Genomic DNA, 12,146 nt, shown 5'->3' with positions numbered 1-12,146 from the left:
GCCATGCTGACCTATGGACTGCCCTTCAACTTCCGCGAATGGATCGAAGATCATCGCGACGTGCTGCGACCCCCGGTCGGCAATGCGCAGATCTGGGAAGATGCCGACTTCATCGTCACCGTCGTCGGCGGTCCGAACCAGCGCACCGACTATCATGTCGATCCGCTCGAGGAGTTTTTCTACCAGATCGAGGGCGACATGAACCTGCGCCTGTGGACCGATGACGGACCGAAGGACATGCCGATCCGCGAAGGCGACATTTTCCTGTTGCCGCCGAACGTCCCGCACTCGCCGCAGCGCCCCGTCGCGGGCAGCGTCGGCCTCGTTATCGAACGCAAGCGCCCCGACGGGTTGATCGACGCCTTCCAATGGTATTGCGACGATTGCGGCCATATCGTCCATCGCGTCGAGGTGCAGCTCCAGAGCATCGTCCGCGATCTGCCGCCCTTGTTCGAAGCCTTCTACGCCAGCGAGGAACTGCGCACCTGCGGCCACTGCGGCGCCGTCCATCCGGGCAAAGCGCGATGACGGCAACCCACGAAGCCGTCGCCCGTCGCCTGCGCGATGCCTATGCGGGCGGGGTTGTCCCGCCGCTGCGCGATGCGCTGGATCCGACCGATGCCTCGGGCGCTTATGCGGTGCAGACGATCAACACGCGCTTCTGGGAAGCGCAGGGCCGGCGGATTGTCGGGCGCAAGGCGGGGCTGACCGCGAAGGCGGTGCAGGCGCAACTCGGCGTCGAGCAGCCCGACTTCGGCGTCCTGTTCGACGACATGCGCGTCGCCGATCGCGGACGCCTCGACCCGGCACGGACGATCCAGCCGAAGGCCGAGGCCGAGATCGCCTTCATTGTTGGCGCCGACCTGTCCGATCCCGATACGACCACCGAACAGGTCGCGGCGGCGGTCGCGAGCGTTCACGCGGCGATCGAGATCGTCGACAGCCGAATCGCCGACTGGAAGATCACGTTCGCCGACACCGTTGCCGACAATGGCTCCTCGGCCTTCTTCGTGCTGGCGGATGACGGGTTATCGCTCGCCGGGCTCGACCTCGAAGGCGCCGCGATGGAGATGACCGTCAATGGCGCGGTCGCTTCGACCGGCGTCGGTGCCGCCGCGCTTGGCAACCCGCTCAATGCCGCCGCGTGGCTGGCGCGGACGCTGGCGGGGCGCGGCGAGCCGCTCAAGGCCGGCGATATCCTGCTCGCGGGTGCGCTCGGGCCGATGGTCACGCTGACCCCCGGCGACCATGTCGAGGCACGCATCGCCGGCATCGGTACCTGCAGCTTTACATACAAGGCATAGCGAAATGACGAAGACCGCCAATGGCAAGACCAAGGTCGCGATCATCGGGTCGGGCAATATCGGCACCGACCTGATGATCAAGATCATGCGCCTGTCCGACACGCTCGAAATGGGTGCCTTCGTCGGCATCGATCCCGAGAGCGACGGGCTGAAGCGCGCCGCGCGGCTCGGCGTTCCGATCACCGCCGACGGTCTCGATGGGCTGATCGCCATGCCCGGCTTCGCCGACATCGGCATCGTCTTCGACGCGACCTCGGCGGGGGCGCACCAGCGGCACAGCGACGTGCTGATCGCGCACGGCAAGCGCGTCGTCGACCTGACCCCGGCGGCGATCGGTCCCTACACGATCCCGCCGGTCAACGGCGACGCGCACCTCGATGCCGATAACGTCAACATGGTGACCTGCGGCGGGCAGGCGACGATCCCGATCGTCGCGGCCGTGAACCGCGTCGCCAAGGTGCATTATGGCGAGATCGTTGCCTCGATCGCCTCGAAAAGCGCCGGTCCCGGCACGCGCGCCAACATCGACGAGTTTACCGAGACGACGAGCGAGGCGATCGTAAAGGTTGGCGGTGCGACGCGCGGCAAGGCGATCATCGTCCTCAACCCCGCCGAACCGCCGCTGATCATGCGCGATACCGTCTATTGCCTGTGCGACGACGGCGACCGTGCGGCGATCCGCCAGTCGGTCGAGGACATGGTCGCCGAAGTACAGGCCTATGTCCCCGGCTATCGCCTCAAGCAGGCGGTCCAGTTCGAAAGCATCGGCGGCAATGCGCCCTTACGCATTCCCGAAATGGGCGGCAGCTTCACGGGCCTGAAGGTCAGCGTCTTCCTCGAGGTCGAGGGCGCGGCGCATTATCTGCCGGCCTATGCGGGCAATCTCGACATCATGACCTCGGCGGCACTCAAGACCGCCGAGAAGATCGCGCTCCGCATGAACGAAGGAGTGGCCGCATGAGCTTCGACCCTACCACGACCAAACTCTATATCCAGGACGTCACCCTCCGCGACGGAATGCACGCGATCCGCCACCAATATGGGCTCGATCATGTGCAGGCGATCGCCCGCGCGCTCGACCGGGCAAAGGTCGATGCGATCGAGGTGTCGCATGGCGATGGGCTGAGCGGTTCCTCCTTCAATTACGGCTTCGGCGCTCACACCGACTGGGACTGGATCGGCGCGGTCGCCGAGGTACTCGAACATAGCGTGTTGACGACCCTGCTGCTCCCCGGCATCGGGACGATCCACGACCTGAAGCACGCTTACGAAATGGGCGTGCGCTCGGTCCGCATCGCGACGCATTGCACCGAGGCGGATGTCGCGAAACAGCATATCGAGTTTGCGCGCGGGCTCGGCATGGACGTCGCCGGCTTCCTGATGATGAGCCACATGTCGGAGCCCGACGCGCTCGCGAACCAGGCGAAGCTGATGGAGGATTATGGCGCACATTGCGTCTATGTCACCGACAGCGGCGGCGCGCTGACGATGGACGGCTATGCGGCGCGCCTCGCCGCCTATGACTGCGTCCTCAAGCCCGAGACGCAGCGTGGGGTCCACGCGCACCACAATCTCAGCCTCGGCGTCGCGAACAGCATCGTCGCGGTGCAGAATGGTGCGATCCGCGTCGACGCCAGCCTCGCCGGCATGGGGGCAGGGGCGGGCAATGCCCCGCTCGAAGTGTTCGTCGCCGCTGCCGACGTCTACGGCTGGAACCATGGCTGCGACCTGTTCGCGCTGATGGATGCGGCTGAGGAACTGGTGCGCCCGCTGCAGGACCGCCCGGTGCGCGTCGATCGCGAGACGCTGACGCTCGGCTATGCGGGGGTTTACTCCAGCTTCCTCCGACATGCCGAAAAAGCGGCGGCCGAGCACGGCCTCGACACGCGCGCGATCCTCGTCGAACTCGGCCGCCGCAAGATGGTCGGCGGACAGGAAGACATGATCGTCGATGTCGCGCTCGACATGGCGAAGCATTAGGCGCCGGTCGCCGGACTGCGCAGTGGGTTCAGGGCCGGGGAGACAGCGCGTCGATCAGCGACGCCGTGCCGCTGCCGCGGCGGGCGGGGCGGGGCTGGTCGGGGTGCGGCGCCCAGCCGCTGAAATGGATGATACGGAATTGCTCGGCAATGCGCCCGTCGGGGTCGGCGCCTTCGGCAAAGGCGACCGCGATGCGCGCGGCTTCGGCGCGTGTCAGCGGCAGCGGCGTCGGCGTGAGGCGGCTCGTGAGGCCCGCCGCGCGCAGATCGCGCACGAGCCCCGGCAGCGCCGCATAGCGCACGGTCAGCGCCTCGACATCGACGACGGGCAACGCAAAGCCGGTGCGCTGGAGCAGATTGCCCATCGCGGCGAGGTCGATCTGCGGGTGCATCCGCGCGATGGTGCGCACCCCCTCTGCCATCGTCGCACGGCGCAGGCGCGGCAGGCTGCCGTCGCCGACAAAGGCGCCGAGCAGCAGGCCGTCGGGCGCCAGCAGCGCGCGCAGCCGTACAAGCGCACCGGGAACGTCGTTCACGGCGTCGAGACCGCCGGGCCAGACGATCAGATCATATTGGCCGAGCGGCAGGTCGATTGCATCGACTTCACCGACGATCGCTCCGGTCGCCGCGGCGAGCCGCGGTCCGGCCTCGAAGAGGTCGAGCGCCCGTCCGCGTGCGCGCAACGCGTCGGCAAGCGCGGCATCGTGGGCGCCGATCAGCAAGATGCGATCGAAGTCGCGCGTGACCATTTCCAGCCGGTCGAGCAGCGTTTCGGCCAGGATCGGCGCCAGGAAATTGGCATCAGCGGGCAGGCGCGCCAGCCGGTCGCGTTGGGCGCGGTGGCGGGCGGCGGAAAAGAGCGGCGGCGGCTGCGACATGGGCGCGCTTGTGCCGCCGGGCGCGATGTTTCACAAGAGGCCGATGGCGACGATGGCCGAAGACAGCGAGGATGATGCGCCGGCGGCGGCGGCGCCCGTCCTGTCGCGCGGCATTCGACGACTGGGCACGGCGCTGCTCGATTATGCGCTGCCGCCGCGTTGTCCGGGGTGCGGGCTGGTGGTGGGTGAAGTCGGGCAGTTCTGCCTCGATTGCTGGAATTCGCTGCATTTTCTGGATGGCCCTTCATGCGCCCGCTGTTCGGTGCCGCTGCCGACGGCGCTCCCCGGCGTCGTGAGCGAATGCGGCGCGTGCCTGGCCGATCCGCCACCGTTCGACGGCGCGCCAGCGGCTTTGGCCTATGGACCCGTCGCACGGACGGTGGCGCTACGGCTCAAATATGGACGGCGCCTTGGCCATGCCCGGCTGATGGCGCGCCTGATGGCGCGGCCTTTTGAGGCGCTGGCGGGCGAAGCCGAACCGCTGCTCGTGCCCGTTCCGTTGCACCGCTGGCGGCTCTGGTCGCGCGGCTTCAATCAGGCGGCGCTGATCGCCGACGAACTGGCGCGGCTGACCGGCGCGGCGCATGATCCGCATCTGCTTGTCCGGCGCAAGGCGACCGCGGCGCTGCGCGGCAAGGGGCGCCGCGAGCGTGAGAAGATCGTCGCGGGGGCCTTCGCGCTGGCGCCCGATGCCAAGGTGCGCGCCGCGGGTCGGCACCTCATCCTTATCGATGATGTGCATGCCAGCGGGGCGACGCTGCGTGCTGCGGCGCGGGCGCTGCGCCGCAGCGGTGCCGCGCGCGTGTCGGCGCTCTGCTGGGCGCGCGTCGTCCACGATGTGCCGGACAATGCCGCGCCATTTGACTTTGCGGCGCTCGATTCCGATATGCAGCGGTGAAAGGATGAAATCAGTCCCATGGCCAGGATCGAAGTCTATACCAAATTCCTCTGCCCCTATTGCACGCGGGCGAAGGCGCTGCTCGAGAACAAGGGCGCCGCGTTCGAGGAGATCGACGTGACGATGGACCGCGCCGGTTTCGACGCGATGGTCGCACGGGCTGGCGGTCGCCGCACGGTGCCGCAGGTGTTCATCGATGGCCGGCATATCGGCGGCAGCGACGATCTGGCGGCGCTCGATGCACGGGGCGGGCTCGACCCGCTGCTCGGCGCGGGCTGACTCTTGATCGTCTTCGATCTCTGCTGCGACGCCGGGGATCACCGGTTCGAGGCCTGGTTCGCGAGCAGCGACAGCTTCGCCGACCAGCAGGCCCGCGGCCTGATCGCCTGCCCGATATGCGGCGACAGCAGGGTGAAGAAGGCGGTGATGGCGCCGCGCGTCGGCGCCAAGTCGAACCAGCAGGCGGTCGCCGCGCCGACAGCCGCACCGGCACCCGATGCAGCACCCTCTGCCGAAATGGTCCAGGCAGTTCTTGCAGCGATCGCCGCCAAACAGGCCGAGATGTTGCCGCAATCGCGCTGGGTCGGACGCGATTTTGCCGATGCCGCGCGCGCTATGCACGAAGGCCGCGCGCCCGAAGACCTGATCCACGGGCAGACCTCGCCCAAAGAGGCGCAGGCGCTGCACGACGACGGGATCGCCGCCATGCCACTCCTCGTCCCGATCGCGCCGCCCGACGCAATCAACTGACCGCGCCGATTGACGCTGCGCGCCTTGCCCCGCTAAACGAGCGCCGACGCGCCCGTAGCTCAGCAGGATAGAGCATCAGATTCCTAATCTGGGGGCCACAGGTTCGAATCCTGTCGGGCGCACCATTTCCGTTCAGCTTTGGGCACCATGTGGGGCGGCACGCCCATAGCAGCGCGTGACAGAGCGGCTTTCGATCCGGAGATACGGATTTCCGTATGTCCGACTTCGATCCGATCAACGAGCAGACGGATATAATCCCTTCGCGCTGCTGAGGCTTGGCCGCGCAGCTTATTCCGCATCAACGAGCCGAATTTCTCAACAATCTCCGGCGTGATTCGACGCTCGCCATCTGCAATCTGACGTTCCAAAGCGTCAATATCGATTGCGATTGCGCGCTTCTGCGCTGCGATGTTGGCAATTTCAGCAGCGATCTGGGGATCGTCGGGGGCGTAAAGGCCGGAGCGAACCAGCTTAATGACGTTGGCGCTTTCGCCATCTAGCAGTGTCAGGCGAGCACGAAGTTGCTTCAGGCCTTCGCGGCGGCCGACTTGAACTTCTTCACTGCGGTCGATCCACGCGGATAGCAGGGCTTTGAGCCGGTCGGGGCCGAGAATATGTTCAGAAACGGCGTTGACCACCAGATCGTCGAGCGCGTCCATTCGGATTCGCCGACCTTGACATTGCGTTGCCCCCCTCGCTGCGCGGCGATGACAAGCATAGTAGCGGTATCGTCCACTCTTGCCAGTTGACGTGGTCATGCCGCCCCCGCAGCCGTCTCCCCCGCATCCGCAGACGACAGAGCCTGTCAGGAGGTTGCCGTTGGTCTTGACCGCAGCAACGCCCATCTTTGGATCGCGCGCGGCCATTTGCGCCCTGGCGGCATAGAACAGCTCTTCGCTGATGAGCGGAGGAACAGGGATTGGCACCCATTCATCCTCGGGGCGCGCTTCTCCCGTGCGGGAGTCGCGCTGATTATAAAACGCGACGCCGATGTAAGCGGTGTTGGTCAGAATAGCATGGACATTGGACACGCTAAACGGCTTGCCCCGTAAGCGTTCACCCCGTTCATTCAAGAGCTGAGCGAGATTCGTGATACCAATCGGCCGGCCCTTGTATCCTTGCACGTAGGTTTCAAAGATAAAGAGTGGGAGATGTTGGGTCTCGAGATCAACCACGAGCTTTCGGCGGTCCTTGCCTTTGGGTTGCGGAACCGCAACCGTCTTATAGCCTATTGGCGGCGTCTGGCCGTTCCAGAAGCCGTTCGCGGCATTGGCCAGCATCGTGCGCTTCACGTGCTTGGAGTTTTCCGCGCTGTGATATTCATCGAACAGCGCCAGCATGCCGACGGACAAATCCGCAGCGGGGTTATCGCCGAAGGCCTGGGTGATGGAAATGATCCGCACCTTGTGTCGCCGAAGCTTCTCTTTGTATTGCATGAAGTGAAGCGCATTACGGAACAGCCGCGATAAGGAATGAACGAGTATGATATCGACGGGTCTGTCGTCGCTCATTGCGAGGGCTATCATGGCCTGAAATTCGGTTCGCCCGTCCTTGGTGGCGCTAGCGCCCGCGTCGATGAAGGTTGCGGCTTTGCAGGCGCCATGTTCAGCGATCCAGCGTTCGGCCCAATCAATCTGATCGGTGATAGACAGCTCATTGTCCGCCTGCTTGCGCGTGGAAACACGGGCATAGATGGCGACCCGCTTTCCCTGATGATCTTTACTCATTGGGGGTTACTCCAAACAGCTCTGCGATCGCGATCCCGAACCATCGATCAATGAGTTCGGCCTCGGCCGGAATCGACGACCATGAATCATCGAAGTGGTAACTGACAAGAGGAAGGACCGCGTCGTTCGACTTGATGTGCTGTCGCGTTCCGGGACGCGCTCGGGATGGCTTTGTCTGCATCCCCAGTTTTTGGCTCGGCCAGAAATAAGGACGGCGGAGGGTCACTTGCGCAATCTGCGCGAAATTGATCATGCGAGATCAGCGAAGGCTTTCGTGATCGATGAACGACAGGGGCCGTGCCAGGAATTCATGCATGGGATCGGTGGGATGAGCCGTGACCATCATCGCGTGGTCGCGACTGCAATAGGCAGCCTCGATGTCGAGGGTCATCGAACAGCCTTTTTGCTTGCTGCCGGAACTGCAATTCGGGTGCCGCGAGAAATGCGAGGTCCAAGCACTGCGCTCGCTGCCGAGCCCCAGATGCTCCACAACCGCCTGCAACTGAAGTTGCCGATATTGACCGACGTCATCACCATCGTCCCTATACCATAGATGCGGTTGCCCCTGAGCCGAGAACCCGCACTGTCCGGGGTTTCGGCGCTTGTCGGCCTTTTCCTGTCCAGTTTTGCAAGCGCGCCGCCCGAAGTCCTTGCCCCTCCAAATATCGTCCAGCATGTCGTCGTCGAAAGCCGTCTTGAGGCCATTTCGATCCTTAAGCCCCGTCAGAAGTTCCTCGGTGATTGGGACCGCTGATGCAGGTCTGGCGTCAACCAGCCACATCAGCGCCAAAGCTTTGATAAGGTTGGCGAGATCTTTTTTCGACGTTCTGTAGCTGGGGGACGTATTTCGCGCGCTGGACGGCGGAAGCGACGCAGCGTCGCAGAAACGGCTTATTTCAATGAGATTGACGGCCACATTCTGTTGCCGGTCGAGAGACCAGAGCGTGACGGCGGGTCGTTTTTGCGCCCATGCCGCCTCCCTGCCATGCTTTTCGAACCACGCCGCTGGATGGGCACGCAGATTATCTTGTGTCAGTCGGGCTTCGAAGTCACACGTCCCTCGAAGCATTTCGGGCATCTTATCGCCACACTCGAAGAGGATTTGGGGCAGGTGCGACGCCGCGGCGAGCGACCAGGCCCTGCCCAGGAAGGGATCTCGGTTTGCGAAGGCGCAAGTCGGCGGAAGCAAGATTGTGGTTTGTAGAGGCATCATTTCGAGAAGACGGTTGATCTGAGCCTGGTTTGCCGTGAAGGCCTCGGAATTCGGCCCAGCCGTGATGCTGTTGATGGCCTGACCCATGGTCAAAAAAATACCGTCGTCGCGATAGGACATCGCGCACATCCCCCTGTCGTTCATCGACAGTCGGGCGAGTTCTGCATGAGCCAAGAGCGCGTTGGCTGGCGCCAGAACACGGCGCATGTCGCGGTTCCCCCAGTAGCGGGTGACTTCGGTTGGCCACCCTTCTCGGGTGAGCAATTCTGGCGCTGAGGCGAAGGCGGAGCGGAAATCCTTGGCGAGCAGGAATTTGCCAACGCGTGAGTGCTCGGGATCATAAAAGTGGAGGAGCCTCGCCAGATCTCGCGGCGTGTGACCGATAAGAACCTGGAAAATCCATTCCCTGTCAGGCTCATAATCAGGATCGTCGTCGATGGCATAATCAGCCGATGATGGAATTGACTCCGCCTTAGGCTCGCCGGGCATGATCCTGCATTGGCGATACAGACCGGACTCGATTTCCGATACGCTCATGCCCGGGTAAAGCAGCGGCGATCCTGGATAGGCGTCGCGAGACAGTCCGGCGAGGATGCCGAGATGCGGGGCGCGGAACATTCCCCACTCGTCATAAAGCGAGCCGCCTGGTTCGGAAGAATAATCCCATCCCTCGCGAAGCAGGGCAACTATGCGTCGTTCGCACACGGACTCACCGGCACAGATAGTCCTGTAAATTTTGCGATGGAGGGCTACCCACTCAATAGAAGATAAAACTGGCATCCTAAAGGACTCATTTAACAAAAGTCTCCTATTCTAGGATTTGCACCTATAGGTCGGCAAGCAATCGGGATATTTTTTCCAAATCTTCCGTTAGTCTGTGATCTTCGGCATCGATCCATAACTTCATTCCCTCTATGACGCGGCCGAGATATTCGGCCGCCTCTTCGAGTTGCTGCCATAAAGTTACGTTGCGTGGATCGTGCTGTAACTGGGCCTCGCACGTCCGCATTTCGCGAGTCAGCTGCGCGGCATAATCCTCAAGTTCGCGATAAGAGCAAAATACGCGCTCGTCCGAGCCGAGCCTCAGCTTGACACTGCGTTGACCGCTCATGATCCTTCGACTCCATCCTGTCGAAGCCGAAGATTGGCATCGTGCACCTTCAGCCAATCGTGCGCTGCGCCGCGCGTAATCTTTCCGGTCGGCTCCGCGACATTCAGAAATTCTGCAGTGCGCGCGATCAGGAAATATTGTCCGCGGGTCATCGGTTTGGCGCGCCAGCTTTGCGTCGGCTGCGACGCATCGCGATCGGCCCATCGTGCACATTCCGCAGCATAAGCGCGGCGTTCACGATCAAGAATGATCGCTTCGCCTTTGCGATGCCATTGATCGAAGTTCGCGCGAACCGCGGCGACCTCGACCGAGAGATTGTCGGCGTCGCCTGACCCCGCGGCATATTGCGCGAGTACTGCGGTGTATCTGTCCACCGGCAGACTGCGGAGATAAAGGCGGGCCGACGCCATTTCGCCTGTATAACCGGCGCGGCGGTCCGCTGCGGCGAGAGTTCTGGCGTGCCAGTTTTCGTGGCGCGTTATTTGGTCAATGCCGTTTCGGGCGGAACGCTTGGCTTTTTGAATGGCTGCGAGTTCCTCACGTAGTTTCGCTTCCCTGGCTTTGGCGTCCGCGAGTTTGCGGCGCCGGCTCACTTCGTCTTTGTCGAACATTGTCTGCCTCCTTCATTGAGGCAGTCCAATTACTGCAACGGCGCGCGTACCGTGCGGAGGGTCACTTCGACAGGAGAGTGGCAGATCGGTGACCCTCCGCATTCGAGGGTAAGCGAAGTTGTAAGCTTCGATCCGAAGCAAAATCCCAAACTGATAGGCAGGAAGGGAAGAGGAGGGTGGGAGTGCGAAAGAAACGTTGACCGCGGTCAACAGGCCCATGGCTTTCGTCCCACCCCCCTCTTTCAAGTGAGCAAAAAGGCGCAAAAGCATGCATTTGATCAGCGAAGACGGTGTGATGGCCCAAGCCGATGCACGTGCATTCGCAATTCTGATGGCGCCAAACCGCACCGCGCGCCGTTTAGCGGCCGCGGACCGCACGATCGCAGGCGCGATCAATCGCGTTGCCACGATGCGCCGCAGGCGCGAGGCCGGAGCCGAACGAGCTTACGCCATCGCCGACCGAGCGTTGCAGCGCGAGCTTGCCGAAAGCATTGCTCCGGGATGGGGGCGCACCTTTCGGGTAAAGTTGCAAAACCTGCCATTCAGACCTGCATCCGACCGCAAAATCAGCAGATCGAAAAAGGTGCCTTCCGCTGCTCGCCCGCTACGTCGATATCAGACCCCGCTGATCGATGCTCGCGGCCGTGTCGCGCTCTATATGAACGTCACCTACAAGGGCTTCAAATCGAAGGGCTGGCGTTCCGGCCTTGCCGCAGCCCACATTGAGTATATTTTTCGCGATGGGTCACTCGAAGAAGGCGATGTTCAGCTGTCCCATCCGATCAGCAACATGGGTGAGAGCGTCGAAGAAATCGAAGCGGCATGGCGCATGCTGGAAGCTGTCGAGGAAGGTTATCGGGCCAACGCCAAGGTCCAGTATCGTGTGGTGCTGAACCTGCCGCATGGACTCAGCGCTGGGCAGCGCCGTTTGTTCGTGCACGAGTTTTGCGAACGGACCTTCGGGCGGCTCGGTCTGCCCTACGCTGCCGCTCTCCATGTGCCGGACGAATTGAGCGATCGGCGCAATGTTCACGCCCATATCGTGTTTTCGACCCGGCCCTGCGAACGCACTTCATCCTATCAGTGGGACGTCGCGGAGGAGAAGGTCAACGGTCTCACCGATAAGGCGGGCCTGTTCCGGCTGCGCGCGTTCTGCGCGGCGCATTTGAATCAGGCCTGTCGACACGCGGGTTTGGCGACACGTTTCACGCATCTCAGCTATCAGGCGCGCGGCCTGAATGCCCATCGTCAGGAGCGGGTGGGGCCGGAACGCATGGCGGCATTTGACCGCGGCGAAACGGTCGCCGTCATCGAGAGCAACGCCCGTATCGTCGCGCTCAATGAGTTGGGCGCCGCGGGCGATAGAACCACAAAGCAGCTTGCTCTAGCCGAGCGCGAAACCGCGCTGCTAGTGCGTAGCGTCGAGATCGCGGCGAGACGCCGCAATCTTGACGCGCAGCGCGATAACATCGCCGAACTTACGAAACGTATTCGTGCCATCGCTATCCCCTCGCGTCGCCGCCCCTTGCCGGACGTCGTAATCATCCGCGAGATTGCGTCGGGCGCTACCAGTGTCCGAACGGCAATTCAGGCACGGGCCGATCATTACGTGCCAAAGGGCCGCGCCGACGTGCAGAGCATCGCGGCCACCATCAGACGGATGATGGCGCACCGG

13 protein-coding genes, 1 tRNA gene and 1 pseudogene are annotated in these 12,146 nt (G+C 63.1%); 10 read left to right on the top strand and 5 right to left on the bottom strand.

The window, feature by feature from the left end:
- Positions 1-3: 3 nt before the first annotated feature.
- From ATE59_RS10585 to dmpG, 4 genes are read left to right on the top strand one after another with little or no spacing between them, the layout of a single operon-like run.
- Complete coding sequence (locus ATE59_RS10585) at positions 4-528, top strand: 3-hydroxyanthranilate 3,4-dioxygenase (RefSeq protein WP_058812405.1); 525 nt, start codon at positions 4-6, stop codon at positions 526-528.
- Complete coding sequence (locus ATE59_RS10580; RefSeq protein ID WP_058812404.1) at positions 525-1,304, top strand: 2-keto-4-pentenoate hydratase; 780 nt, start codon at positions 525-527, stop codon at positions 1,302-1,304. The genes ATE59_RS10585 and ATE59_RS10580 overlap by 4 nt, the downstream gene beginning before the upstream one ends.
- A 4-nt stretch (positions 1,305-1,308) precedes the next feature.
- Positions 1,309-2,265: an acetaldehyde dehydrogenase (acetylating) gene (locus ATE59_RS10575; protein ID WP_058812403.1), complete on the top strand. Its 957-nt coding sequence runs from the start codon at positions 1,309-1,311 to the stop codon at positions 2,263-2,265.
- Positions 2,262-3,284, top strand: a complete 1,023-nt coding sequence (dmpG, locus tag ATE59_RS10570; RefSeq protein WP_058812402.1) for a 4-hydroxy-2-oxovalerate aldolase — start codon at positions 2,262-2,264, stop codon at positions 3,282-3,284. The genes ATE59_RS10575 and dmpG overlap by 4 nt, the downstream gene beginning before the upstream one ends.
- Before the next feature lie 28 nt (positions 3,285-3,312).
- Here the strand turns inward: dmpG and ATE59_RS10565 are convergent, their stop codons facing one another.
- Entirely contained in the window at positions 3,313-4,161 is an 849-nt protein-coding gene (locus ATE59_RS10565) for a methyltransferase domain-containing protein (protein ID WP_058812401.1), read from the bottom strand.
- 43 nt (positions 4,162-4,204) lie between these two features.
- Between ATE59_RS10565 and ATE59_RS10560 the strand changes: the two genes are divergently transcribed.
- From ATE59_RS10560 to ATE59_RS18230, 5 genes are all read left to right on the top strand, one after another.
- Positions 4,205-5,059 (top strand): ComF family protein, encoded by an 855-nt coding sequence (locus ATE59_RS10560; protein WP_231737267.1) that lies wholly within the window; start codon positions 4,205-4,207, stop codon positions 5,057-5,059.
- 18 nt (positions 5,060-5,077) lie between these two features.
- A complete protein-coding gene (gene grxC / locus ATE59_RS10555; protein ID WP_003052703.1) occupies positions 5,078-5,338 on the top strand; it encodes a glutaredoxin 3 in 261 nt (86 codons plus the stop codon).
- Between the two features lie 3 nt (positions 5,339-5,341).
- Complete coding sequence (locus ATE59_RS10550; RefSeq protein ID WP_058812400.1) at positions 5,342-5,809, top strand: DUF1178 family protein; 468 nt, start codon at positions 5,342-5,344, stop codon at positions 5,807-5,809.
- Positions 5,810-5,857: 48 nt separating this feature from the next.
- Positions 5,858-5,934: transfer RNA gene (locus tag ATE59_RS10545), tRNA-Arg, on the top strand.
- Positions 5,935-6,084: 150 nt separating this feature from the next.
- Positions 6,085-6,309: a hypothetical protein gene (locus ATE59_RS18230; protein WP_058812399.1), complete on the top strand. Its 225-nt coding sequence runs from the start codon at positions 6,085-6,087 to the stop codon at positions 6,307-6,309.
- A gap of 135 nt (positions 6,310-6,444) precedes the next feature.
- Here the strand turns inward: ATE59_RS18230 and ATE59_RS18385 are convergent.
- The 4 genes and pseudogenes from ATE59_RS18385 to ATE59_RS10510 form a co-directional block, all read right to left on the bottom strand.
- Positions 6,445-7,536, bottom strand: a pseudogene (locus ATE59_RS18385) (recombinase family protein); the annotation flags it as partial.
- Between the two features lie 259 nt (positions 7,537-7,795).
- The gene (locus ATE59_RS10520) at positions 7,796-9,367 is read right to left on the bottom strand and encodes a hypothetical protein (protein WP_058812395.1); all 1,572 of its coding nucleotides are present in this window, start codon (positions 9,365-9,367) and stop codon (positions 7,796-7,798) included.
- Positions 9,368-9,575: 208 nt separating this feature from the next.
- On the bottom strand, positions 9,576-9,860 hold the full coding sequence (locus tag ATE59_RS10515; protein ID WP_058812394.1) for a hypothetical protein: 285 nt from the start codon (positions 9,858-9,860) through the stop codon (positions 9,576-9,578).
- A complete protein-coding gene (locus ATE59_RS10510) occupies positions 9,857-10,471 on the bottom strand; it encodes a hypothetical protein (protein ID WP_156416772.1) in 615 nt (204 codons plus the stop codon). Before ATE59_RS10510 ends, ATE59_RS10515 begins: the two co-directional genes overlap by 4 nt.
- 268 nt (positions 10,472-10,739) lie before the next feature.
- Here ATE59_RS10510 and ATE59_RS10505 point away from each other — a divergent pair.
- Positions 10,740-12,146, top strand: a 1,407-nt coding sequence (locus ATE59_RS10505) for a MobA/MobL family protein (RefSeq protein WP_156416771.1), incomplete at its 3' end; no start/stop codon positions are given.

This window comes from Sphingopyxis sp. A083, from assembly GCF_001468495.1.
Lineage (GTDB): Bacteria > Pseudomonadota > Alphaproteobacteria > Sphingomonadales > Sphingomonadaceae > Sphingopyxis > Sphingopyxis terrae.
Note: the sequence above shows the minus strand (reverse complement) of the source record. Positions and strands in the feature narration are given on the sequence as shown.